Source organism: Paenarthrobacter sp. 10L412 (assembly GCF_056395565.1).
Genome location: NZ_JBFTJT010000008.1, coordinates 45,229 through 69,519, shown reverse-complemented (window position 1 = coordinate 69,519; position 24,291 = coordinate 45,229). Strand labels below are relative to the sequence as shown.

Genomic DNA, 24,291 nt, shown 5'->3' with positions numbered 1-24,291 from the left:
CCTAACCCACACGCTCACGCCGGCCGAGGATACCCTGCGGTCGGAACAGAAGAACAACAATCATGATGAACAAAGCGCCAACGTACTTGAGGTCGGCAGGGAGGCCAAAGACCGTCGTCAGCTCCACGAAGATTCCGACGACGATGGAGCCGAGCAGGGCGCCGAAGACGGTTCCCAGGCCACCGAGCGTCACGCCGGCGAAGATGAGCAGCAGGATTTGCGAGCCCATGTCGAACGTCACCCCGGGCCGGTAGTAGGCCCACAGGATGCCGCCGAGGGAAGCGAGGACGCCGCCAACGATCCATACAAGCCGGATGACCGAGTCGACGTCGATGCCCGAAGCAGCGGCCAGCGCAGGATTGTCAGCCACTGCACGGGTTGCTTTACCGAGACGGGTCTTCAGCAGGATGATGCCGATCAGGGCAATCACCACGGCACTGATCAACAGGGACCACAGGTTGTTCGGAGAGATGGAGATGGGCCCGATCTGGACCTCTGCGCTTTGGGCTCCGGGCAGCTGTTGGGTTGCGCCGCCGAAGAAGAACTGGATGACGTAGCGGATGGCCAGTGCCAGGCCGATGCTGACAATCATCATGGGGACGAGGCCCGAGCCGCGCCGCCGCAGCGGCCGCCAGAGTCCGGCATCCTGGACGTAGCCGAAGAGCCCGCCGCCGATCAGCGAAAGCAGGATGGCCAGCCAGAACGGCAACCCAAAACCGTTGAGCATAAAGACGAGCACGGCACCCATGGTCACCATCTCGCCGTGGGCGAAGTTGGTAAGGCCTGTGGTGCCGAAGATGAGGGACAGGCCGACGGAGGCAAGTGCCAGCAGCAGGCCGAAGCTCAGCCCGGCAACCAGTCGGTTGAGGAGGTTTTGGCCGAAGTCTTGTTGCTGGACGACGATGCCCTTACCGAAGGCGAAGATGACCGACAGATTGGACGTCTGGTTGAACGTGACATTGCGGGGATTCTCCTGGCCATCGGCAAGCTTGATGCCCTCCGGCAAGGTGGAGGTATCCAGCTCAACTCTGTACGTGCCCTGTACGGGGACGCCTATGTTCCAGGCTCCGTTGGCTCCGGAGGTGGCTTCGCCTTCAAAGCCGTTGCCCGAGGCCTTGATTTTCACGCCCGGTATGGGAGCACGGGCGTCGTCGCGGAGGAAGCCGCTGATATTGTTTTGGAAATTCGTTGGGGATGGCGAAGGCGAGGGGGTGGTAGCCTCCGCCGAGGGGGCGGCGATCAACAGAGTGGCAATGAGGGCTGCGAAGAACGCCCCCACGGCTCTCTGCAGTCCCTTGGACCGTCTCATGGACGGGTCGCGCAGTGTGCTTCTCAAAATGGAAACCTCCACAGTGGGGGTGGTCCCGGCTGCGCCATTGCAGCCGGTGCGAACGGTCATGGGGCTTGTGAACAGTTCTTGCCTAGCTGCCTCGATTGTGATCTAAGTCACCCATGTGTGGCCTATGTTACCGCTCAGTGCGGCTAAAGAATGCACAGCATGGAGGTCAGAAGATAGCGATCGGATAACAACTGTGAAGCTATAGGCAACAAGCAATCTCCCACATTCGTGTCACGGTTGAGTTTCGTCTGGGTGAACAAGGGAACTTTCCGTGCCTTGGGCGCGTGGTAATTGGTACCGTGAATTATCACTTAGCCCTTTTCAGGAGGACACCCGCAATGGCACTTGGCGGAAACCCTATCTTCAACGGAAAGAATTTCCGTGGAGCCAAACAGGCACCGCCTGTTCCGCAAAATCCGTATTCCAACCCGTACGGCCAGCAGTTTAACCAGGCACCTGGCCGCGCGCCTGGACAGGTCCTCGATGCCCAGTCCGCTTGGTCCGCCTCGCAGCAGAACATGACCAACGAACAACTGCAGCAGATGTACAACCAGCCTGCAGCAGGACCCGCCGATACCGGCCGGATGACCTACGACGACGTCATCATGAAGACCGTCGCCTGCCTTGTTGCCCTGGTCATCGGCGCCGGCATCACGCTCTTTGTAGCGCCGGCACTGTCCACCATGCTCATGATCGTCGGTGCACTGGGCGGTTTCGTGCTGGCGCTGGTCAATACCTTCAAGAAGCAGCCTTCTCCGGCACTGATTCTGGCGTATGCGGGCCTTGAAGGACTCTTCCTCGGTGGCCTGACCCGGATCCTTGACGGAATGTTCCCTGGCGTCGGCCTCCAAGCGGTCATCGGTACGCTGGCCGTCTTCGGCGTCACGCTGATGCTCTTCAAGAGCGGAAAGGTCCGCGCCACACCCAAGATGGTGCGCTTCTTCATGATCGCCACCATCGGCTACGCGGTCTTTGCGCTGATCAACCTCGTCATGATGTGGACCGGTGCGGTCCAGGAACCGTTCGGCCTCCGCACGAGTATCACCATTGCTGGCATCCCGCTGGGTGTCTTCATTGGCATCCTGGCGATTGGCCTGGCAGCTTTCTCGCTCATCATGGACTTCACCAGCATCGAAGAAGGCGTCCGTGCCGGCGCCCCTGAGCGCTACTCCTGGGTCGCTGCCTTCGGCCTGACCGTCACCTTGGTTTGGCTCTACGTCGAAATCATTCGGCTTCTGGCGATTTTGCGCGGCGACGACTAAGTCCGCCTGAGTTCAGGAAATATGCCCCCGAAATTACTTCGGGGGCATATTTCTTTAAACGGGGCCTGGTTTAAACAGGGATGCCTCAGCTCAGGCGCTCGAACACCACAGCCATTCCCTGGCCGCCTCCCACGCATAGCGTGGCCAGGCCAAGGGTTCCGTCGCGTTCCTTCAAACCATTCAGGAGCGTGGTGGTCATGCGCGCGCCAGTCATGCCGAAGGGGTGCCCCAGGGCAATGGCTCCACCGTGGACGTTGAGCTTCTGTGGGTCGATGCCAAGTTCACGGGCGCTTGCAACCACTTGGACGGCAAAAGCTTCGTTGAGCTCCACAAGGTCGATATCGTCAATCGTCAGTCCTGCCAGTGCCAACGCCCGTCGCGTTGACTCAACTGGCCCCATGCCCATGAGTTCGGGCGAGAGGGCGGAGACGGCGGTGGAGACAACCCGGGCCAGCGGTTGGAGTCCAAGCTCGCGTGCACGGGTGTCACGCATGACCAGGACGGCGGCGGCGCCATCGTTCAGTGGGCACGCATTGCCCGCGGTCACTGTGCCTTGGGGCCGGAAAACGGGCTCCAGAGCGGATACAGCTTCCAAGGTCACTCCTGCCCTCGGGGAGTCGTCCCGGTCAACCAGGGTGCCGTCCTTGCGCGCGTACGGTGTGATCTCGCGGGCGTAGAAACCCGAGGCAATGGCCTTTTCAGCGCGATTCTGGCTCAAGACGCCCCACTCGTCCTGGTCCGCCCGACTGATTCCGTAGCTGGTGGCAACGTTCTCGGCTGTCTGGCCCATGGCGATATAGATATCGGGAAGCCTCCGGCCCAGCCGCGGATCCGTCCAAGGAATGTTCGACGCCGCCCGGGCCGCTGTCCGCTGGGCTGCTGATTCGAAGAGTGGGTTGTGATTGCCGGCGTCGGTCTGTCCAGCCCCTGCCCAATTCCGGTATCTCGAGACACTTTCCACTCCGGCCGAGATGATCGCGTTCGCTTCTCCGGCTTTGATGGCATGGAATGCCATCCGGAGCGTCTGCAGGCTGGACGCGCAGAATCGGTTGATGGTAGCCGCCGGTACGCGGTCCAGGCCTGCAAGGACAGCGACGACGCGGGCCATGTTGGAGCCCGCTTCGCCGCTGGGTTCGGCGCATCCCAGCAGGATGTCATCAAGGCCGCCTCCATCTTCGGCGGCAGGATCGAAACCCGGAACTTTGGCGAGTGCAGCCTGCACCATGGCAGTAGCAAGGTCGTCGGGGCGTTCGTCCTTGAGGGAGCCTTTGAAGGCCCGCCCAATTGGACTTCTGGCAGTGGAAACGATGACAGCCTCAGTCATGGCCCCAGCTTACGCCCGGCATCTGGAAGGAAGACGGGCGTAAGTCTGAGAGGTCAGGCCAAGCGAAGGGCGCCTGCTGCTGGAGTCACGGTGAAGATGTCCGGGGCGGTAAAACCGCTCTCCGCGAAGGAACGCACGACGGCGTCACGCACCTGCTGCTCCTGGCCTACCGGAGTCAGGGCGATGGCGGAGCCGCCGAAACCCCCGCCTGTCATGCGGGCACCAATCGCGCCGTTGGCCTTTGATGTCTCCACGGCGAGGTCGAGCTCGGGGCAGGAGATCTCGAAGTCGTCGCGCATGGACACGTGGCTGGCATCCAACAACGCGCCAATGCTGGCCGGGCCTTCGCTGGTGAGGATTTCCACGGTCTGGAGTACGCGGTCGTTTTCGGTGACCACATGCCGGACCCTGCGAAGGGTTGTCTCATCCAGCAAGCCCGCGGCTTCCGCCAAGGATTCCACGCCGACGTCGCGCAGTGCTTTGACACCGAGGATTTCGGCACCCAACTCGCAGGAGGCGCGCCTGGAGGCGTAACCGCCGTCGGCGTGTGAATGCGACACCTTCGTGTCGATGACCAGCAGGACCAGGCCCGATGCCTCGGCGTCGAAAGGCACAAGGTCAACGTGCTGGTCCCGGCAATCCAGGAACACAGCATGACCCTTGGCTCCGCGCAGTGAAGCTGACTGATCCATGATGCCCGTGGGTGCGCCGACGAAAACGTTCTCAGCGCGCTGGGTGGCGAGCACCAGATCCTCGGCGCCTAAACCTGCCCCGGTGAGGTCATTAAGGGCGGAAATGACGGCACATTCAATCGCGTGGGAGGAAGAGAGTCCGGCACCCAGCGGAACGTCCGAATCGAGCAGCAGGTCAAAACCCGGAACGTCGATGCCACGCTCTTTCAAGGCCCAGGCAACCCCGAGGGGATAGCGTGACCAGCCTTCGCCGGAGCCCGGTTCTGAGATGGACAGGTCTGCCTCCACCAAGCCGTGACCACCGAACAGCGACAGCAGCCGAACCGTGGAGTCCTCGCGGAGTCTGATTGCTACCTTGGCGGTCCTATCAATCGCGAACGGGAGGACGAAGCCCTCGTTGTAATCCGTGTGTTCACCGATCAGGTTCACACGCCCCGGTGCCTGCCACACGCCGTCGGGAACTGAACCATAGGTTTCCTGGAAGCGGGCAGAAAGCACGCTGGTGTCAGTGGTGGTGGTCATGCTCGGGTGCCTTCCAGGGTGTCGGCCAACCGTGTGGCGTCGGTGGTTGCAGCGACGTCGCGGAGTCGCTCCGCCACGGCTTCCGGGGTGATGTCATTGATGAACGCTCCCATGGCTGCTTCAGAGCCTGCCAAGTACTTGAGCTTATCGGCAGCGCGGCGCGGTGAAGTCAGCTGGAGGTGCAACTGTCCCGCCGGGCGCAGGACCGGGTCCAGCGGTGCCTGGTGCCAGGCGGATATATACGGCATGGGGGTGGGGTAGAGCGCATCAAGGCGCTTCAGCAGGTCCAGGTAGACGTGGGAGAGCTCGTCGCGTTCTTCGCCCGTCAGGGCCGCGAGGTCAGGGACGCTGCGGTGGGGGACCAAATGGATTTCCAGAGGCCAGCGGGCTGCAAACGGCACGTAGGCGCTGAAGTGCTTGGCTTCCACAACCATGCGGCTGCCATCCTCGCGTTCTGCCCTGAGGAGGGACGCCCCGAGCGTTTCTTTCGCGTCGACGTCGTCGTAGTATTTGCGGGCTACCGCACCCAAGGTGGCGGCCCGGGGCGTGACGTAGGGGTACGCGTAAATCTGGCCGTGGGGGTGGTGCAGGGTGACCCCGATATCGGCGCCGCGGTTCTCGAACGGGAAGACCTGCTTGATGCCGGGCAGGGCGCTCAGTGCTTCGGTGCGTTGTGCCCAGGCCTCGATGACGGTGCGGGCGCGGGTCTCTCCCAATTCGGCGAAGGACCCTGTGTGCTGCGGCGTGAAGGCCACAACTTCGCAGCGGCCGAAGGCAGACCCGGTGACGCCGTGGCCAGCGAATCCATGACCGGGGATCTCCGGGATCTGGCCCAGCGCCGGTCCCAGTGAGGGGAATCGATTTTCGAAAACCACGACGTCATAGTCTGAAGCCGGAATTTCCGAGGGATTCGCCGCGGTCGTGGGGCAGATAGGGCACTGGTCGGCCGGAGGAAGGTGAGTACGGCTTTGGCGGTGGGCCGCCACAGCTACCCATTCGCCGGACAGGGCGTCGTACCTGACCTCGCCGGGCTCGCCACGCGCCGGGAGCTCGCGGTGGTCCACCAGCGAGTCCGGTGTGCGCTCAGGAGTTCCGGGGTCGTCAAAGTAGATCAACTCGCGGTTGTCAGCGAGGCGGGTGCGGGTCATGCGGCTCATGGGTCCATCATCCCACAAAGCAATCAAAAACGCATAGTTTCAAACAAAAGCTAACATCATGATTCTCTGGGAGCGGCAACACATGCAGTACGGTATTGCCATGTCTGCCTCTTCCCCTTCTGCCCAAAGCCCGGCCGAATCAGCACCCCGACGCTTCGCCACCGGCCGCCAATTCGAGCTTCGGCGGGACGATGCGCTCGCCATCGTCACCGAGCTTGCGGCAGGCCTTCGGCTGTACTCCCGCGGAGGCGTCCAACTCACCGAAAGTTACGGTGACGCCGAGATTCCGCCAGGCGCCACGGGCATCACGCTCGCCCCGTGGGCCAACCGGGTGGAGGACGGCGTCTGGTATCTCAACGGGAAAAAGCAGCAGCTCGATATCACCGAGGCCTCACGCAACAACGCCAGCCACGGACTGCTCCGGAACACCGGCTACACTCTGGTGGACGAGTCTGAGTTCTCAGTGACACTGGAAGCAACCGTCTTCCCCCAGCACGGCTACCCGTTCCTTGTCCGGCACCTCGTACGGTATGAGCTCGACGAAAACCTGGACCTTCGTGTCTCACAGACGATGGTCAACGATTCACAGGACGCTGCTCCGGTCGTCCTAGGCGCCCATCCCTATCTTCGACTGGGCGAGGTAGCCCCCGAAGATTTGGTCCTGACCGTCAAAGCCGACACCCGCCTGGTAGCGGACGAACGATTGATTCCCCGCAGCACGGCTGCGGTGGAGGGAGACTTTGACCTTTCTGTCGGCCGCGCGGTGGGCAGCTTGGACATCGACGTCGCCTTGACGGACCTGACGTTCGACGGCGGCGTGGCCCGGCATACGCTGACGGCGCCGGATGGACGCAGCGTGTCACTCGAGCAGGACCAGAACTGCCAGTATGTCCACGTGTTCGTCACGGACACCTTCCCTGGCCGATCAAAAGTAGTCGCTATTGAGCCCATGACCGGTCCAGCCAATGCCTTTAACAGCGGGGATGGTTTGCGTTGGCTTGTGCCAGGGGAGACGTTCACCATGACGTGGGGGATAACCGCCTCCGTCTAGGCCATGTGCGCGGCGGGCCGGTTTCCCATACGGGGCGGCCTGCGGAATTATGGGTTCATGACGCCAACACCGGACGCCAAATCACGTTCTGACCGACAAATTGCCCAAGACATTCCCTACGGGGTGCGCATTGCGGCCGCGTGGTCGTGGCGGATGGGCCTGATCCTGCTGATGATCGGCGCCTTGGTCTGGTTGCTGGGCAAGGTCAGCTTTCTCATCATTCCGGTCATGGTCGCTGCGCTCTTGGCCGGACTCCTCTACCCAGTGGTGCTCTGGCTGCGCAAGCGGAATCTGCCCAACGGTGCAGCCGTGGCCATTACAGTGCTGGGTTTCATCGGGGTAATCGGAGGTGCCCTTGCCCTGGTAGGCAGGCAGCTTGTCTCAGGATTCGGGGAGCTTTGGACGGAGGCACTCACCGGAATCCAACAGATCCAGGACTGGCTGGCAGCCGGACCCCTGCACCTGACGGCCGCCCAAATCGATCAGTACATTTCAGACGGTGCCACGGCCCTGCAGGACAACAGCAGCAGCATCCTCAGCGGTGCCCTGTCCTTTGGCAGCACTGCGGGACACTTTGCAGCCGGCCTGGTGCTGGCACTCTTTATCCTGATCTTCTTCCTGCTGGAAGGAAGCCGGATCTGGGGGTTCCTGGTCCGGCTTCTGCCCAAGACAGCCCGGAGGGCCGCTGATGGTGCCGGACGTCGTGGCTGGACCTCCATGGTCAGCTATGTACGGATCCAGATGTTCGTTGCCTTCATCGACGCCGTGGGTATCGGAGCCGGTGCCGCGATCATCCAGGTTCCCCTCGCGCTTCCACTGGCTGTCCTGGTGTTCATTGGTTCGTTCATTCCCGTAGTGGGTGCGCTGGTTACTGGTGCAATCGCCGTCCTGCTGGCCCTTGTGGCGAACGGACCCGTCAATGCGCTGATCATGCTGGCCATCGTCCTGCTTGTCCAGCAGCTTGAAAGCCATATCCTGCAGCCGCTGGTCATGGGTAGGGCTGTGGCGCTTCATCCCGTGGCGGTGATCCTTTCGGTAGCTGCCGGATCCTATCTCGCGGGCATTCCCGGCGCGCTGTTCGCAGTGCCGCTGCTCGCCGTAGTAAACACGGCGGTTCGCTACATTGCCGGCCGGACGTGGGAACATGATGAAGGATTGGGCGCGGCTGAGCTGCAGCCTGGAGCCGCGTCGTCGGAAACCGATGGCGACTCCAACTTCAAGGAAGTCCACCTTCCGCGAGCCGGATCCCGCAGCGGCAGCAGCGCTGTCGGCAAGACCAAGGCCGCAGATAACACCTCCGTCCAGGAGCCTGCAGTTGACACCAACAAAGGAGAATAGTCAGTGAATACCCTCGATACCCTGCCCGTCACGCTGGACGATGTCCTCAAGGCGCAGGAGCTGCTCGAGGGCATTATTACCAAGACTCCGGTGGAGTCGTCCCGTGCGCTGGGAACCCTCGTGGGCGGCAACGTTTTCTTCAAATGCGAGAACCTGCAGCGCGCCGGATCCTTCAAGGTCCGCGGCGCCTACGTACGGATGGCGCGCCTGACTGATGCCGAGAAGAAGCGCGGCGTGGTGGCTGCCTCTGCAGGCAACCACGCGCAGGGCGTAGCCGTAGCCGCAAAGAGCCTGGGCATCAATGCCCGCATCTACATGCCGCTGGGCGTGGCGCTTCCCAAGCTTGCAGCAACGCGCAGCCATGGTGCAGAAGTCATCCTGCACGGCCACAACGTGGATGAGGCACTGGCCGAAGCCCAGCGCTACGCCAACGAAACGGGGGCAGTCTTTGTGCACCCCTTTGACAACGTGGATGTCGTCGCCGGCCAGGGCACCATCGGACTGGAAATCCTGGAACAGATCCCCAACGTGGACACCATTCTCATGGGCGTCGGCGGCGGAGGACTTCTTGCAGGCGTCGCAGTGGCCATCAAGGCCAAGGCCAAGGAGCTCGGTCGCGAGATCCGTGTCATCGGCGTACAAGCGGAAAATGCAGCCGCCTACCCCCCGTCCCTCGCTGCGGACGCCCTGGTGCCGCTCAAAAAGGTTTCGACCATGGCCGACGGCATCGCCGTAGGCCGGCCAGGGCAGCTTCCTTTCAGCATCATCCGCGAGCTCGTGGACGATGTTGTGACTGTGAGCGAGGATTCCCTTGCCCGCGCGCTGATCTTCCTGCTGGAACGGGCCAAGATGGTCGTGGAGCCGGCAGGCGCGGTGGGAGTAGCCGCGCTGATGGATGGCAAGATCGAAAACCCGGGTAACACCGCCGTCGTGCTTTCCGGTGGCAACATCGATCCGATGCTGATGCTCAAGGTCATCCAGCGTGGTCTCTCGGCTGCGGGCCGGTTCATGACGGTTCGAATGATGCTGGATGACCGCCCGGGTTCACTGGCGACGATCGCCCGCATCATTGCCGAAAACGACGCCAACGTGACCGGCCTTGACCACACGCGACTGGGTGGCTCCATCAGCATGGGCGATGTCTCCATCACCATCAACCTGGAAACGAAGGGCCACGAACACGGCGAACAGGTCCTCGGCGCCTTGAGGGCCGAAGGCTTCCAGCCGATCGTGGTGCACTGACGGGAGTCGCAGATGGTGCTCGAAACGCCTGACGGATCCAAGGCCGAGGCCAAGGAGACACTCGCGGGCCGAGCGAAGGGCGGCCTGCTGTTCATGGGCAGCTTCGTGATCGTGCTGTACGTGATCGAGTTCCTGAACACGCTGATGAGGCATGGCCTTAACAGTACTTTTGGACTTCGATCCCGCAGCATGGACGGAGTGCTGGACATCCTGACGTTTCCGTTGCTGCACGCGAACCTCAACCATTTGCTGTCCAACACCCTGCCCCTCATCATCTTCGGCTTCCTGGTTTTCCTGGCCGGCATCAGGGTCTTCCTCACAGCCCTGGCCTTCAGCTGGCTGGGTTCGGGACTCATGGTGTGGCTTATTGGCGGGGGAGGGGTGACAGTGGGTGCGTCAGGGCTGGTGTTCGGGTTCTTCGCGTTCCTTCTGGTCAGGGGATTCTTCAACAGGAACTGGTGGCAGATTCTGTTGTCCGTGGTCCTCTTCATGGCGTACGGCAGCATCCTCTTTGGGGTGCTGCCCACCGTCATGGGCTTCATTTCGTGGCAGGCCCATCTGGGCGGCGCCCTTGGAGGGATCATCGCAGCCGTCCTGTTGCGTCCGAAACCCGAGCCCGCCGTCTGACCCAAGTAAGTCGCATTTGTGCGCGTTATGAGCTCTCAAAACGCGCACTGCTGCGACCCAGTTGGGCACGCACACGAAAAACGCCAGCCCGCCCCGCGAAGGGGTGGACCGGCGTCGTGCTTTTCGCGCTGCTTAGGCGACGTACGGCTTGGCGGAAACGATCTCCACCGGAATTTCCTTGCCGTTGGGGGCGGTGTAGCTGAGCTTGTCGCCCTCCTTGTGGCCGATGATGGCGGCACCCAGCGGAGACTTCTCGCTGAAGACATCGAGGTCGGAGTCGCCGGCGATCTCGCGGGAGCCGAGCAGGAACGTTTCTTCGTCCCCGGCGATGCGGGCAACAACCAACATGCCGGGCTCTACGATTCCGTCATCGGCAGGAGCTTCGCCCACCTGGGCATCGCGCAGGAGCGCGGTGAGCTGGCGGATGCGGGCTTCAATCTTGCCCTGCTCTTCCTTGGCTGCGTGGTATCCGCCGTTTTCCTTGAGGTCGCCTTCTTGGCGGGCGGCTTCGATCTTCTGGACGATTTCCGCCCGGCCAGCGCCGGAAAGGTGGTCCAGCTCAGCCTTCAAGCGGTCGAAAGCTTCCTGGGTAAGCCAAGCTGCTGTGGCGCCTTTGGTGGTAGACACGGATTTCTCCTCTTGATCTGACAAAGCAAAGACCCCGCCGAGGTGGCCACTCGTGAAACTCAGTAACCAACTTAACGGGGTGAAGGTTTCATCCATTGTAGTAAATCCTCTGGACGAACCCAAACTGGTTGAGTTGTGGGTCACACGATTGTTATTTCCCGCTGTCCACGATCCAGCAATTATCCACTACCCCGGCGACAGCGGGGGACTCCGTTCTCAATACGGTGCGCTGGGCTGTTGTGCTGCCGCCGTCGGCACCGTCCTTGGGCTCATTGGGGCCGATCTCGACCACTTTCCAGCCCACCACTGCAAACTTGGAATCCATGGCCTTCACGGCACATTTGGCCGTGGCGCCCGGGTATTTGGTGACCTGGTAATCGACCTCGGCCTGAGTGCCATCCACCGTGCTGTATCCGATGTCCTTGAAGGTCACCGGGGCTTGTGCAGAGGACGTAGCCACCCATGCGGCGAACACAATTCCGAGGACCAGGGCCACGATGACGATGTTCCGCTTCGATGTACGGGTCAAGCCGCGCTTTTGACCACCGTAGCGATTGGCTAGGCTGTTGCTTGCCGGTAGTTCGTTGGCCGATAGGTCCTCTGAAGTCACCTATCCAGTTTAGTGCGGATCCCGGCACCTCCTGCACAGTCCTGATTTTGCACCATCCATGAAAGAGGAGCCGTCAAGTGACAGCGTCCAGCAGTTCCGAGCAGCAGCTGCGGCTGCTCGCCGTCCACGCTCATCCGGATGATGAATCCAGCAAGGGTGCAGCGACCATGGCGATGTATGCCGCTGCAGGAGTAGACGTCATGGTCGCCACCTGCACTGATGGATCCAGGGGGGATATCCAGAACCCTGGCATGGTGGACGCTCCGCACCCCAAGCGCGACATGGCAGGTGCCCGCCGGTTGGAAATGGCCAATGCGGCCGCCGTGCTTGGCATTCGGCAGCGATGGCTTGGCTTTGTGGACTCGGGCCTGCCAGAGGGCGATCCCCTTCCACCGCTTCCCCCGGGATGCTTTGCCTTGCAGCCGTTGGAGCGGGCCACGGCTCCGCTGGTCCGTCTGGTCCGCGACTTCAAGCCGCACGTCATCATCAGCTATGACGAAAACGGTGGCTATCCTCACCCGGACCACATCATGGCCCACAAAGTTGCGGTGGAGGCGTTTGAGGCAGCGGGTGACGCCGAGCGCTACCCGGGAACAGGGGAGCCATGGGCGCCCAGCAAGCTCTACTACGACCGCGCTTTCAGCCCCGAACGCTTCCGTGCACTGCACTTTGCGCTGGAAGAGGCAGGGCTGCAGTCGCCCTATGCTGAGCGGCTCGCGGCGTGGCTTGAGGCAGATGCGGAGGGCCATACTCCTCCTGCTCCCGCACACCAGACCACCACGCAGGTGGATTGCGGCGACTTCTTCGAGGCGCGCGATGACGCTCTCCGGGCGCACCGGACACAGATCGATCCCATGGGTTTCTTCTTCGCGGTCTCACCTGACTTGCAGCGGACGGCGTGGCCTTGGGAGGACTACACGCTGATCAAGTCCAGGGTGTCCACGGAGCTGCCGGAAAAGGATCTGTTTGCGGGGATAAGATAGGTGTTGCCACCAGTTTCTATCGTTTGTAGAAGTCGCCGGCGGCCACCGAACAGCCCAGCTCCGCGCTGAAGCCAGCCGACATGCATCAGCTCCCATAGAAGGTTTGAACGTGCACCACTTGATCCTCGCCTTGACCGTCAGTCCGTCGCCGGACCCCACCGGGACGCTTCGGCCTGGCCTGTCCGAGGACCAGGTGACGCCCGGGACCTGGGGCTTCGTCCTCACGGCCTTCATCGTGATTCTCACGACGTTCCTCATCGTGGACATGGTTCGCCGTATCCGCCGGGTTCGGTACCGTGCGCAGGTGGAGGAGGCACGCTTGGCTGCGGAAGCCGGAACCCTTGATAGTGCGGGCGGCGACGCCGGCACCACGGATGAGAACGGCGATGCCGCTCCCGGAAGCCGCTGACCCACGCGGAAACAACTGGCCCGGGGCTGCGAATGTCCTGGGTTCGGAACCGTCTGCCTATTTGCGCCAACACGCAGGTAACCCGGTCTTCTGGCGTCCTTTCGGCGACGAAGCGTTCGCCCTTGCCGCAGCCCGGGATGTCCCCGTCTTCCTCTCCATCGGATATGCGGCATGCCACTGGTGCCATGTCATGGCCCATGAATCCTTTGAGGACCAGGAAACTGCGGACTATCTCAATGCCCACTTCGTGCCCGTCAAAGTGGATCGCGAAGAACGGCCGGACGTCGATTCTGTCTACATGACGGCCACGCAGGCCATCAGCGGTGAGGGCGGCTGGCCAATGTCCGTTTTCCTGACTCCGGAGGGCCTCGCCTTCCATGCGGGCACGTATTTCCCGCCCGTTCCCTTGCCTGGACGGCCGTCCTTCCGAAACGTGCTTGAAGCGGTCCATGAGGCGTGGGTTGAACGCCGTGAGGCTGTTGAGCAAAACGCGAGGGGACTGGCCGCGAACATGGCCAACGCCCAGCTGTCGTCTGCCGTTCGGCTTGACGGCCCGCCTGAGGTGGTGGATGCACAACTGCTTTCGGATGCAGCAAGGGTTTTGGCTCGCTCTGAAGACCCCGACGCCGGTGGGTTCGGCAGCGCTCCCAAGTTTCCGCCGTCGGCGGTTCTTGAGTTCCTCATCCGCCATGCAACCGCACGGTCGGAGACGGCGGAGGCTGCGCGGGACATGGCTGGGCGGGCGCTGGCCGGGATGGCGCGTTCGGCTTTGTGCGACCAACTCGACGGCGGTTTCGCCCGGTACTCGGTTACGGCGGATTGGTCCGTGCCACACTTCGAGAAAATGCTCTACGACAATGCCCAGCTCCTGCGCGTCTACGCCTACTGGGTGCGGCTTGGGGGCAATGAGGAGTTCCCCGCTGAGGAGGCGGCGGAGGTAGCGTCCAGGTGCGGGGATTGGATGCTGGCCTCGCTGGGGCTGCCTGGGGGTGGACTGGCTTCATCATTGGATGCCGATACCGTGGTGGACGGTGTGCACCATGAAGGCGCAGCGTATCTCTGGACGCCCGCATCCTTGCTGGAAGTCCTCGGCCGCGGTGACGCCGAGGAGGTGGCCCGCATGATGAATATTGGCGGCCAAGGCACCGTCTCGGAATTGGGTTCACCCCTGCATGCCGGGCGGCCCCTGTCCCCTCCCGAATCCACGCTCTGGCGTCGCGTCAGGCCCGCGCTCCTGGCCGCGCGCGATCTCCGGAACCAGCCCGCCCGGGACGAGAAAGTTGTGGCGGGTTGGAACGGGCTCGCGATCGCGGGGCTTGCCGAGGCCGGAGCGGTGCTGGACCGCCCGGACCTTGTGGCTGCAGCTGAGAATGTTGCGGAGTATCTCGAGACCGTGCACTGGGACGCCGAACGGGGGCTGCTGGTCCGGGTCTCGCACGATTCCAGGGCCCGGGGGATCGCGGGACTCCTGGAAGACTACGCGTTCTGTGCAGAGGGCTTGTTCTCCCTGTACGCCGTAACGGGAACAAAGCGCTGGTACCGTCTCGCGGAAGACCTCATCCGGGCGGCTGAAGCGCGTTTTGTCGAAGATGGACACCTCGCCGATTCGGCCGGGGAGTCCGCCCAGGTGTTCAACGCCCAAGGTCAGCGTGCTGCTCTTGATCCGTTCGATAATGCCACGCCCAGCGGGGCCGCCGGATTTGCCGGGGTGCTGCTGACGTATTCGGCCTACTCAGGCTCGCACGCCCACCGCCTCATGGCCGGGAACATCCTGGGCCTGCTTCCTCCGCTGGCCACACGAGCCCCCCGCGTTGCCGGGTGGCTCCTTGCTACGGCGCAGGCCGCGCTGGCGGGGCCGGTGGAGGCCGCCGTCGCTGGTCCCGACTCGTCATTGCGGCAGGAACTGCACGGCGCGCTCTTGAAGTCCGCCAGCCCGGGCCTGGTGGTCGCGTTGCAAGAGAACGACGCCGTGTCCCCGGCTGGTGAGGGCGAGGTTCCGCTGCTGGTTCATCGCACGGGCGCGCCTGACGGCTCGCCACAGGTGTACTTGTGCCGGGAGATGGTGTGCGAGAGGCCCGTGGGGACGGTTGCGCAGGTGCAATCAACGCTGGCGCGCATGACCTCCGGCGCTAGCTGAGGACTGCCATCATGATGGCCACGAAGTGGGCCGCGAACGCCAGCACAGTGAAGGCATGGAAGAGTTCGTGGAACCCGAAGTGTTGGACGCTGAAATTTGGCTTCTTGATGGCATAGAAGACTGCGCCTGCTATGTAGAGGGCGCCGCCCACGCAGATGAGGGTGGCAGAGGCGGCATTCGCTGTGAAGAACTGGGGGAGGTAGAAGAGTGCCCCGCAGCCCAGCGCAATGTAGATCGGGACGTATAACCACCGCGGGGCGTCGGTCCACAGAACCCGGAACAGCACCCCGGCTATGGCCGCGGACCAGATAATCCACAGCAACGTGACGGCCTGGGAGCGCTCCAGAAGCGACCAAGCCAGCGGCGTATAGCTTCCAGCGATCACCAACATGATGTTGGTGTGGTCCAGGCGCTTGAGCACCAGCCGGGTCTTCGGGGACCAGTTTCCACGGTGGTAAACGGCACTGACGCCGAAGAGAAGGACGCCTGTTACCGCGTAAATCGTGGACGTGATCTTTCGGTCGGCTGTGGGGGCAAGCGCCACCAGGACGATTCCAGCCGCGAGGGCGAAAGGGGCGGCAACGGCGTGGATCCAACCGCGCCATGCGGGCTTGATAGTGAGCAGCTCGGCCATCATTAAAGAGTATCCTACGCTTCAGTAAGTTACTGATAAGTAACCCTGCCTGGACGTGAATGCGACCCAGCCCTGCACCTGCGAGGCAGCTCGGGAAGGTAGCCTTGGATGTGCGCGGTCGTCGTAAGAGCAAGGAAGTCAGGTGAGAGTCCGGTGGAGCTGCCCGGTTTCCTTTATGGCTTCTACGAGCGCCAACTCCTTCGCTCCCTGAAGCAGGACCGCATCCCCAGGCACATCGGTGTCATGGTGGATGGCAACCGCAGGTGGGCCCGCCAGTTCAACGCGCCAACCAGCCAGGGACACCAGGCAGGGGCGGACAAAATCCACGAGTTCCTTGGCTGGTGCCAGGAGCTTGGCGTCAAAGTAGTGACGCTGTACATGCTCTCCACGGACAACATGAACCGCTCCGGCGAAGAGCTTGACCTGCTCATGGGCATCATCGCGAACACCATGGACCGGCTTGATGAAAATGAGGATGTCTCCGTGCACGCCATGGGTGCGCCGGAGCTTCTGCCGGACTATCTGGCCGATCGCCTGAATAAGCTGACCGCCCGGACCCCGGTCCATGAAAAAATCCATGTGAACGTGGCAGTCGGCTATGGCGGGCGGCGTGAAATCGTCGACGCCGTGAAGGAACTCCTCCGCGATGCGGTCGCCAAAGGGCGGACTATGTCCGACGTCGCAGATGAACTTTCGGTGGACGACATCTCAAGGTTCCTTTACACGCGCGGCCAGCCGGATCCGGACCTTGTCATCCGCACCTCCGGTGAGCAGCGGCTCTCCGGATTCCTGATGTGGCAGAGCGCCTACAGCGAGTTCTACTTCTGCGAGGCCCTCTGGCCGGCGTTCCGCAAGGTTGATTTTCTGCGGGCGCTCCGGGACTATGCCGGACGCCAGCGTCGCTTCGGCTCCTAGGTGCGCTTCGGTTCACCAGGAATTAATCAGCTGGCAATGCGACTTGCCGACGCAGGTTTCGGAATTTTCTGTGAGGGGGATTACGTTAATCCCATCAGCAGGCAAAACCGCCCGCTGATCGGGGAGGCCAGTAGATGGAGCGAACTATCGCACCAGTTACATGGGAGGCCACGCCCGGCCTTCCGGCCGAGCCGCTTCACCATTAGGCCGGGCGACCGCCCGGGGCTGGAGTCGATGTGGCTATTTCTGAGCAACTGCCCACAATGGTTTCTGACGGGGAAAGTGCAGCTACCTCTCGCGCCAAACGGGTTTCATCGGGGGAACGGACAGCATCGTCTGCAGTGGGCCGCAGCTATGTGATCGATACATCCGTCTTGCTCTCAGACCCGCACGCACTGCTGCGCTTCGCTGAGCACGAAGTCATCGTCCCGATCGTGGTCATCAGCGAACTTGAAGGCAAACGCCACGATCCCGAACTAGGGTATTTTGCCCGCAAAGCCCTGCGGCTCCTGGATGACCTCCGAATCGAACATGGCGGACTGGACCACGCGATACCCATTGGCGCCGATGGAGGCATGCTCCGGGTCGAGATGAACCACATTTCCACGGAGGTCCTTCCCGCAGGCTTCCGGGGCGGGGACAACGACAGCCGCATCCTGGCCGTAGCGAAGAACCTGGCAAACGAGGGCCACAACGTCACGGTGGTGTCCAAAGACCTCCCCATGCGCGTCAAAGCCTCCGCGATGGGATTGCACGCAGACGAATACCGCAACGAACTCGTCAAGGATTCAGGCTGGACCGGCATAGCGGAAGTGGAAGCCAGCGAAGACGAAATCACCACACTTTACGGCCATGAGCCCGTGTTCATCCCCTCCGCCGCGGAACTTCCCGTGAACACCGGACTTGTCCTTCTGTCCAACCGCGGCTCGGCGCTCGGCCGCGTAGGGGCCGACAAACAGGTCCGCCTCGTCAAGGGTGACCGCGATGTCTTTGGACTCCATGGCCGCTCGGCGGAACAACGGCTCGCCATCGACCTCCTCATGGATCCCGCAGTGGGCATCGTGTCCATCGGTGGCCGGGCTGGCACCGGTAAATCCGCACTGGCGCTCTGTGCGGGCCTCGAAGCCGTCCTGGAGCGGCGCGAACACCGCAAGGTGATCGTCTTCCGGCCCCTCTACGCCGTAGGCGGTCAGGAGCTGGGATACCTCCCAGGGTCTGAATCGGAAAAGATGAACCCTTGGGCTCAAGCCGTTTTCGACACACTCGGCGCGTTAGTCAGCCAGGAAGTCGTGGAAGAAGTCATGGACCGCGGCATGCTCGAAGTCATGCCGCTCACCCACATCCGCGGACGCTCACTCCACGACGCCTTCGTCATCGTGGACGAGGCACAGTCCTTGGAGAAGAACGTCCTCTTGACCGTGATGAGCCGCATCGGCCAGAACTCCAAGATCGTGCTCACCCACGACGTCGCGCAGCGCGACAACCTTCGTGTCGGCCGGCACGACGGCGTGGCCGCCGTCGTGGAAACCCTCAAAGGCCATCCGCTGTTTGGCCACATCACCCTCACCAGGTCCGAGAGATCGCCGATTGCGGCCTTGGTGACGGAGCTGCTCGAAGGGGCTGAAATCTAAGCCCGTTTGAAGTCCTGCTCGCCTGCGGCGAAGGCCAGCCATCCTCTGCGTGCTAGCTCGTTCCTCGCTTTTGACGCACGCTGCCGGATGGCTGGCCTTCGCCTCCGTTCCACGTCACAGCCCCAGGTATGTTTTCAGCTCTTCGTGGCCTTGGACTTTTAGGGTCCAGTCGGGGCGGTTGAAGGTTTCCGGGGTGAGGCGGACTTTTTGGACTTCCCGGGCTGTGTCTCCCCAGACGTCCTTGTAGACTCCGTTGCGTTCGTAGCCGAGGCTTGTGGAGACACCCAAGGATTGCTTGTTCCAAGAAGCCGCTTCGGATTCGGCCACTTCCGCCTTCAGGTAGTCGAACGCGTAGCTGACGACGGCGGCACGCATCTCCTTGCCGATGCCTTGCCCTTGCGCCGCCTGCTTGAGCCAGGAGCCCGTGCTAACCGTCCGTAGCTTGGCGAAGTTCTTGGCGCCGATGTCCTGGACGCCAAGGAGGTCCTCGTTGTGCCAGACGCCGAGGAGAAGGGTCCAGGAGTCAGGCGTGAATCCGGCCCTGCAGCGCCAGTACCACTGAGCCATGTTGGGGGCGAGCTCGTCGTCGGGGAGTTCTGTCCACGGGGTGCTGAAAGGGCTCTTGCCGGCCTCGTGGACGCCGGAACGGGCTGCCGCGACGGCAGCCGGGATATCGGCGTCGAGAACTGGACGGAGGGTCAGTCGGGGAGTCGTGAGCGTGAGTCCGAAGGGCGGCCAGGTTTCCGCGAGCGTGGTCATCGGTGCAGCTTAGCCCGGCTGTCGAGGGCATGCGAGTCACAGGGCGGGTGACAGCCTTGATGGATCGGGGATGTCAGGCAGCTGGGCCGATGTCCCAGGAGATATGGCGCCGAACGTCGGTAAGGTTCATTGACTCGGCAAGGAAAAGATCGTCCAGCATGTATTCGTCGACGGCCAGGATCTTCAGCCAATGACCCTTGCCGGACGTATCGCCGTCCAGGCTTTGACTGGCGACGCAGACGCCGGTCGCTGCATCTACCCGGATCAGCGTACGCCCCGGATGGGCCAAAGGTTGGGAAGGGTCCAAGGGCACGTAGGTCCGGCCACGGGTGACCACTGTTTCCAAGGCCAACCGTCCCTCATGGTCTACTTCCCGGGGCTCTTCCAGGGACACGGGATTGGAATCCGGGAACTCCAGCGGGACGGGCGCATTGCCGGCAAGTTCCACCGGATCCAGGGCTGCAGCCAGCCGTCCGTTGCCAAAGGACGGTTCACCGTATGCCGCCTCTGGGCGCCTGCGGACCAAGCCAGCGCCATCATAGACCGGAGTCACCAGGTGTGCAGGAAGCAACCATGAGCGTCGCGTGGCACTGACGTAGAGGTCGTCCCGGGAATCGTTGATGCCCGTGGTGCTGTGCAGCAGCTTTCCGTCAGGAGTCTCCAGCCGCAGGGCACCAGGCCGCCTGAGCCATGCACGGACCAGATTGGCGCCAGTCCCAGGCCTTTCGAGGTATTCGAAACGAAGACTCGTCCACTTCCACGGTGAAGAACGGCACAGATTGCGGAATGTGGAGGACAAGTCCTGCGCCTGCCGGCCATGCCCGTTACCCGGTGCAAAACCAGACCCGAAGTCCGGTCCGAAACCTGATCCACCTGCACTGTAGCGCGCCATATCCACAGTTTACCTACGCGTTCAACCCGGCCCCTGGACCAATTCGGGATAGCATCTGCAGGGTGATCCGACGACTCGCCGACCTCTGGGACGCCAGCCCGCTGGGCTTCTGGCTGGTGGTTCTTGCGTGCGCGTACTTCCTGGTGATGGCGGTGCGCCTGACCATTATTGATATCCGGAGCCATCTGCTGCCCAACCGGATCGTCTTTCCGTCTTATGCGGTGGGCGGGGTCCTGCTGCTGGGCGCTGCGGTTCTGGTGTTTGTTGGCGTCTCCGGTGCCGCGGAAGGGCTGGATGCCTCGCTGTTCGGTATACCTGGGCTCGGAGTGCTGGCCGGTGGCGGCGTGCTGTGGCTGTTCTACTTCCTGCTTCGCTTGGTTTATCCACCTGGTATGGGGTTCGGGGACGTGAAGCTGGCCGGAGTGCTTGGACTCTACCTCGGCTACCTCGGGTGGGCCCATGTCTTCGCGGGCACCTTCGCCGCTTTCCTGCTCGGCGGGTTGTGGAGCCTGGTGATCCTTGTGTCCAGGCGCGGCACGCTGGGTTCGGCGATCCCGTTTGGGCCCTTCATGCTGGCGGGAGCCTTGGTGAGCATGGTGCTTTTACCTGCTTGATCCTTCCACTCACCCCGCGGCGCCAACTGCGGCCGAACTGCAACGCTTCCCGTGTTCTGCGGTTCACCGGGCTGCGGCATGCTTAGCCCAGATGGTTTGATGCGCTCAACACGCCTGGAGGGGGCCGCGGTGCAGAGGAGTAGTTTTTGGCCTGTTCTCGTGGTGGTCGTGGGCTGCACCCTGCTGATCTCTGGCTGCGGGCAATCGGGCGACTTTCCCGGTACAACCCCTGGGGCCAGCATCCAACCGCTCATGACTCATCAGCCGGAGCCCTTCTGCGAGGGCGGTCCGCTGGGTTGCTCCACTTTTACGTCGGTGCGCGGAAGCGATGCCACCGGAGAGGTAGCGTGGCTCGGGACGCAACCGCTGCAGATCAGCTCTACGCATGTCAACGGGGAGTGGACCCTGCTGGTGAAGACACCATGCAACGTGCTCAATGTGGAAGTCTCGGTCCAGGACGATGTCTGGGCAATGCGTTCAATGGCCGCCTCGGCCATGGGCTGCCGGGAGCTTGAGGGCAGCTACGAGGGCTGGACCGTCAAGCTCTTCGAGCAGCCTGTTCAATGGAACCTCGACGACGGCGTGCTCACGTTGAGCAACTCACACGCCACGATCGAATTGAAGGAAAACTAACGCCATGGGCGCACCGGAATTTGTCCTCAAGCTTCGGGAGAAGATCGGGAATGACCCGCTGTGGTTGCCGGCGGTCAGGGGAGTGGTTTTCGACGACGATGGCCGGGTGCTGCTCTGCCAACGGGCGGACAATCACCACTGGACGGTGATCACCGGCATCCTTGAGCCAGGCGAGCATCCCGCTCCCGGGCTGGTAAGGGAAATCTTCGAGGAAACTGCGGTTGTGGCCGAAACTGAGCGGATCCTCGCCGTCGGGGTTGTAGGTCCGGTCACCTTTCCGAATGGCGACATCTGCGACTTCCTGGACATCACCTTCCGCTGCAGATATGTCTCCGGCGACGCTCAGGTAAACGATGATGAATCGATCGCCGTTGGCTGGTTCGGACTGGACGAACTGCCTGACATGAGCGAGGGAAACCTTGAGGCCATCAGGCTTGCCACGGAGCCCGAAGGCCCCGTGGCGTACCAGGTGGAGGACTAAGCTATTTGGCGCCGGCGTCAGCCGGTGCCCGTAGGGGCTCTTGTCCCTCGGCAGAGGCCACAGCGGCTTCCAGGCGTTCGGCTTCGAGGCGTTCAGCCTCCGCACCACCCACTGCCTCGCCTCGTGCCACCATGCCGGCAGTGTCCGAGAGAGGGATCTGCTTGAGCGTGATGGCCAGCAGCAATGCGATGGCGATGAACGGAACCAAGTACCAGAACACGGGTGCCAGCGAGTTGGCGTAGGCGTTAACTATCGCGTCGCGAAGCTGTTCAGGCAGTTGAGCCAGGGCTTGGGGATCCAAGGTACTGGTGGACCGCGAAGCCTGCTCGGCAGATGCACCTGCGCCAGTAAACGCGTTGGTCAAGGATTCAGCAAGGCGGTTGGTGAAGATGGAACCGAAGACGGCGACCCCCAGGGAAGCGCCCACCTCACGGAAGTAGTTGTTGGTGCTGGTAGCCGTGCCAATCTGGTCTGCCGGGACCGAATTCTGTACCACCAGAACGATCACCTGCATGATCAGGCCAAGGCCTGAGCCGAAGAGGAAGAGCTGGACGCAGATGACCCAGATCGGAGTTTCAGCCGTGAGGGTGGTCAGCCACAACATGGCCGCGATGGTCAGTGAGGCACCAAGGATCGGAAACATTCTGTACTTGCCGGTCTTGGAGATGCGGATGCCGGAGTAGATGGACGTTCCCATCAGGCCAACCATCATCGGGAGCATGAGCAGCCCGGATTGGGCGGCGGAGGTCCCGGAGGACATCTGCAGGAAGGTAGGTACGAAGGCGATCGCAGCGAACATTCCCAGGCCAAGAGTGAAGCCAATGGCCGTTGCGTTGATGAAGATGGGGTTCTTGAACAGGCTCAGAGGAATGATGGGGTCCTCGGCACGCCGTTCGACCATCACGAAGGCAAACGCCGCCAGAACCATACCGGCTCCGAAAGCCCACGTGAGTGGGGAATCCCAGCCTTCATCTTTCTTGCCGCCGAAATCGGTGAAGAAGATGAGGCAGGTGGTGGCCGCGGAGAGGAACAGGACACCCAGGATGTCGATCTTCTTCTCAGCCTTCTTGTTCGGCAACGTCAGGGTGAACCATGCCGTGATGAAGGCTGCGATGCCGATGGGGATGTTGATGTAAAACGCCCATTCCCACGTCAGGTGATCAACGAAGAATCCGCCCAGCAGCGGACCAGCCACGGCTGACAGGCCAAAGATGGCGCCCAAGGGACCCATGTATTTGCCGCGCTCTTTAGCCGGGACGACGTCGGCAATGATGGCCTGCGAGAGGATCATCAAGCCGCCTCCGCCGAGGCCCTGGATGGCACGGAAGATCACGAAGCCCCAGAAATCCGTGGCGAAGGCACAACCCACCGAAGCGAGCGTAAACAACGCGATGGCTATGAGGAACAGGTTCCGGCGGCCCAGGATGTCGCCAAATTTACCGTAGATCGGCATGACGATGGTGGTGGCCAGAAGATAGGCCGTAGTGATCCAGGCCTGGTGCTCCACCCCGCCCAGCTTGCCCACAATGGTGGGCATTGCAGTGGAAACGATGGTTTGGTCGAGGCTGGACAGGAGCATGCCTGCGATCAGCGCCGAGAAAATGATCCAGATCCTTTTCTGGGTCAACAGCAGCGGCTCGGCTGCCTTGGAAAGGGTACTCATGCGTGATCCTTCGGGGTTTCTGCAGGTGTGGCGTCCAGCGGTTGGGCAAAGAGCTTTTGGGCTGCGGCGAGGTTCTGACGCAGAAGTTCGCGGTAGGGCCGGGCGTTGTCCTCGGAGAAGAACTGCTGAGCGGTCTTCTTTGAGACAGCTCCGAAGACGGCCGCGGCCATGACGATTTCGGGGTGCCCGGGTGAAAGGCCCTCACGGTGCGCTATGAGTTCGGCGAATTGCCGCTCACGGGCTTCGCCTTCCAGCGTCATCCGGCCAAGGAGTTGTGGCTCGGCTTTGATGGCGGCGATGAGTTGGTGGACCTCGGACCGGCTGATGGCCGAACGCTCCATGATGGTCAACGTGAGCTGGTACAAGGCGGCGAGCAAAGTGCCCGAGATGCTGTCTGCGTTCTGGACTGGCCCACGATTGAAATCCTCGATCGCGTCCTGGGGCAGTTCGTCCGAGAACGCGCCGATCACCGCGTCTTCCTTGGAGTGGAAGTAATTGAAGAACGTACGACGCGAGATACCCGATTCTTCGCAGACCTGTTCCACGGTGTATCCGTTCAGCCCTCGTTCTGCGGTCAGGGAACGGGCGACGGCGGTAATCGCCGAACGTGTGGCGGCCCGCTTGCGCTCGCGGAGGCCGCCGTCGATATTTGCACTATTGCTCACAAAGTAAAGTTTTGCACTCTTAAAGAAAAAGTGCAAAATCCTTTGGCGTTTGGTGAAGCTGAGGCTCACACAAACTCCCGGGCA

24 protein-coding genes are annotated in these 24,291 nt (G+C 62.2%); 13 read left to right on the top strand and 11 right to left on the bottom strand.

Features of this window, described 5'->3' with window-relative positions; translation table 11 throughout:
* Position 1: 1 nt before the first annotated feature.
* Entirely contained in the window at positions 2-1,399 is a 1,398-nt protein-coding gene (locus AC1DD7_RS12700) for a branched-chain amino acid ABC transporter permease (RefSeq protein ID WP_477515233.1), read from the bottom strand.
* A 278-nt stretch (positions 1,400-1,677) separates the two neighbouring features.
* Between AC1DD7_RS12700 and AC1DD7_RS12695 the strand changes: the two genes are divergently transcribed.
* Positions 1,678-2,601, top strand: a complete 924-nt coding sequence (locus AC1DD7_RS12695; RefSeq protein WP_477515232.1) for a Bax inhibitor-1/YccA family protein — start codon at positions 1,678-1,680, stop codon at positions 2,599-2,601.
* 85 nt (positions 2,602-2,686) lie between these two features.
* Here the strand turns inward: AC1DD7_RS12695 and AC1DD7_RS12690 are convergent, their stop codons facing one another.
* The 3 genes from AC1DD7_RS12690 to galT are packed head-to-tail and all read right to left on the bottom strand — an operon-like array spanning position 2,687 to position 6,296.
* On the bottom strand, positions 2,687-3,925 hold the full coding sequence (locus AC1DD7_RS12690) for an acetyl-CoA C-acetyltransferase (protein ID WP_477515231.1): 1,239 nt from the start codon (positions 3,923-3,925) through the stop codon (positions 2,687-2,689).
* Between the two features lie 53 nt (positions 3,926-3,978).
* The gene (gene galK, locus AC1DD7_RS12685; RefSeq protein ID WP_477515230.1) at positions 3,979-5,139 is read right to left on the bottom strand and encodes a galactokinase; all 1,161 of its coding nucleotides are present in this window, start codon (positions 5,137-5,139) and stop codon (positions 3,979-3,981) included.
* Positions 5,136-6,296, bottom strand: coding sequence for a galactose-1-phosphate uridylyltransferase (gene galT / locus AC1DD7_RS12680; RefSeq protein WP_477515229.1), 1,161 nt, complete (start codon positions 6,294-6,296; stop codon positions 5,136-5,138). The genes galK and galT overlap by 4 nt, the downstream gene beginning before the upstream one ends.
* Positions 6,297-6,378: 82 nt before the next feature.
* Between galT and AC1DD7_RS12675 the strand changes: the two genes are divergently transcribed.
* The 4 genes from AC1DD7_RS12675 to AC1DD7_RS12660 are packed head-to-tail and all read left to right on the top strand — an operon-like array spanning position 6,379 to position 10,554.
* Positions 6,379-7,347, top strand: a complete 969-nt coding sequence (locus AC1DD7_RS12675) for an aldose 1-epimerase family protein (protein ID WP_477515367.1) — start codon at positions 6,379-6,381, stop codon at positions 7,345-7,347.
* 57 nt (positions 7,348-7,404) lie between these two features.
* Complete coding sequence (locus AC1DD7_RS12670; protein ID WP_431119048.1) at positions 7,405-8,685, top strand: AI-2E family transporter; 1,281 nt, start codon at positions 7,405-7,407, stop codon at positions 8,683-8,685.
* A 3-nt stretch (positions 8,686-8,688) separates the two neighbouring features.
* On the top strand, positions 8,689-9,927 hold the full coding sequence (gene ilvA, locus AC1DD7_RS12665) for a threonine ammonia-lyase (protein WP_431119049.1): 1,239 nt from the start codon (positions 8,689-8,691) through the stop codon (positions 9,925-9,927).
* Between the two features lie 12 nt (positions 9,928-9,939).
* Positions 9,940-10,554 (top strand): rhomboid family intramembrane serine protease, encoded by a 615-nt coding sequence (locus tag AC1DD7_RS12660; protein ID WP_477515228.1) that lies wholly within the window; start codon positions 9,940-9,942, stop codon positions 10,552-10,554.
* A gap of 132 nt (positions 10,555-10,686) precedes the next feature.
* Here the strand turns inward: AC1DD7_RS12660 and greA are convergent, their stop codons facing one another.
* Positions 10,687-11,181, bottom strand: a complete 495-nt coding sequence (greA, locus tag AC1DD7_RS12655) for a transcription elongation factor GreA (RefSeq protein WP_431119052.1) — start codon at positions 11,179-11,181, stop codon at positions 10,687-10,689.
* 151 nt (positions 11,182-11,332) lie between these two features.
* Positions 11,333-11,791 (bottom strand): DUF4307 domain-containing protein, encoded by a 459-nt coding sequence (locus AC1DD7_RS12650; protein ID WP_477515227.1) that lies wholly within the window; start codon positions 11,789-11,791, stop codon positions 11,333-11,335.
* A gap of 77 nt (positions 11,792-11,868) precedes the next feature.
* Between AC1DD7_RS12650 and mca the strand changes: the two genes are divergently transcribed.
* The 3 genes from mca (at position 11,869) to AC1DD7_RS12635 (ending at position 15,320) form a co-directional block, all read left to right on the top strand.
* Positions 11,869-12,774, top strand: a complete 906-nt coding sequence (gene mca / locus AC1DD7_RS12645; protein WP_477515226.1) for a mycothiol conjugate amidase Mca — start codon at positions 11,869-11,871, stop codon at positions 12,772-12,774.
* 109 nt (positions 12,775-12,883) lie between these two features.
* Positions 12,884-13,183, top strand: coding sequence for a hypothetical protein (locus tag AC1DD7_RS12640; RefSeq protein WP_477515225.1), 300 nt, complete (start codon positions 12,884-12,886; stop codon positions 13,181-13,183).
* Positions 13,161-15,320, top strand: coding sequence for a thioredoxin domain-containing protein (locus AC1DD7_RS12635; protein WP_477515224.1), 2,160 nt, complete (start codon positions 13,161-13,163; stop codon positions 15,318-15,320). Before AC1DD7_RS12640 ends, AC1DD7_RS12635 begins: the two co-directional genes overlap by 23 nt.
* Here the strand turns inward: AC1DD7_RS12635 and trhA are convergent.
* A complete protein-coding gene (trhA, locus tag AC1DD7_RS12630; protein WP_477515223.1) occupies positions 15,313-15,957 on the bottom strand; it encodes a PAQR family membrane homeostasis protein TrhA in 645 nt (214 codons plus the stop codon). The genes AC1DD7_RS12635 and trhA overlap by 8 nt on opposite strands.
* A gap of 105 nt (positions 15,958-16,062) precedes the next feature.
* Here trhA and AC1DD7_RS12625 point away from each other — a divergent pair, with 105 nt between their 5' ends.
* Both AC1DD7_RS12625 and AC1DD7_RS12620 read left to right on the top strand, forming a co-directional pair.
* Positions 16,063-16,869 (top strand): isoprenyl transferase, encoded by an 807-nt coding sequence (locus AC1DD7_RS12625; protein WP_223948379.1) that lies wholly within the window; start codon positions 16,063-16,065, stop codon positions 16,867-16,869.
* Between the two features lie 263 nt (positions 16,870-17,132).
* Positions 17,133-18,500 carry a PhoH family protein gene (locus AC1DD7_RS12620; RefSeq protein ID WP_477515366.1) on the top strand — a complete coding sequence of 456 codons (1,368 nt, stop codon included), beginning with the start codon at positions 17,133-17,135 and terminating at the stop codon, positions 18,498-18,500.
* 114 nt (positions 18,501-18,614) lie between these two features.
* Here the strand turns inward: AC1DD7_RS12620 and AC1DD7_RS12615 are convergent, their stop codons facing one another.
* Together AC1DD7_RS12615 and AC1DD7_RS12610 are read right to left on the bottom strand one after the other, a co-directional pair.
* Positions 18,615-19,259: a GNAT family N-acetyltransferase gene (locus AC1DD7_RS12615; protein ID WP_477515222.1), complete on the bottom strand. Its 645-nt coding sequence runs from the start codon at positions 19,257-19,259 to the stop codon at positions 18,615-18,617.
* Positions 19,260-19,332: 73 nt separating this feature from the next.
* Positions 19,333-20,151 carry a hypothetical protein gene (locus AC1DD7_RS12610; protein ID WP_477515221.1) on the bottom strand — a complete coding sequence of 273 codons (819 nt, stop codon included), beginning with the start codon at positions 20,149-20,151 and terminating at the stop codon, positions 19,333-19,335.
* A gap of 62 nt (positions 20,152-20,213) precedes the next feature.
* On the opposite strand from AC1DD7_RS12610, the gene AC1DD7_RS12605 reads away from it, so the two are divergent.
* From AC1DD7_RS12605 to AC1DD7_RS12595, 3 genes are all read left to right on the top strand, one after another.
* Complete coding sequence (locus AC1DD7_RS12605; RefSeq protein WP_477515220.1) at positions 20,214-20,765, top strand: prepilin peptidase; 552 nt, start codon at positions 20,214-20,216, stop codon at positions 20,763-20,765.
* 252 nt (positions 20,766-21,017) lie between these two features.
* Entirely contained in the window at positions 21,018-21,398 is a 381-nt protein-coding gene (locus tag AC1DD7_RS12600) for an META domain-containing protein (protein WP_477515219.1), read from the top strand.
* Positions 21,399-21,402: 4 nt separating this feature from the next.
* Positions 21,403-21,879 carry an NUDIX hydrolase gene (locus AC1DD7_RS12595; protein WP_477515218.1) on the top strand — a complete coding sequence of 159 codons (477 nt, stop codon included), beginning with the start codon at positions 21,403-21,405 and terminating at the stop codon, positions 21,877-21,879.
* 1 nt (position 21,880) lies between these two features.
* Here AC1DD7_RS12595 and AC1DD7_RS12590 read toward each other — a convergent pair whose 3' ends face one another.
* On the bottom strand, positions 21,881-23,542 hold the full coding sequence (locus AC1DD7_RS12590) for an MDR family MFS transporter (RefSeq protein WP_477515217.1): 1,662 nt from the start codon (positions 23,540-23,542) through the stop codon (positions 21,881-21,883).
* Positions 23,539-24,207, bottom strand: coding sequence for a TetR/AcrR family transcriptional regulator (locus tag AC1DD7_RS12585; protein ID WP_477515216.1), 669 nt, complete (start codon positions 24,205-24,207; stop codon positions 23,539-23,541). The genes AC1DD7_RS12590 and AC1DD7_RS12585 overlap by 4 nt, the downstream gene beginning before the upstream one ends.
* Positions 24,208-24,291 lie beyond the last annotated feature (84 nt).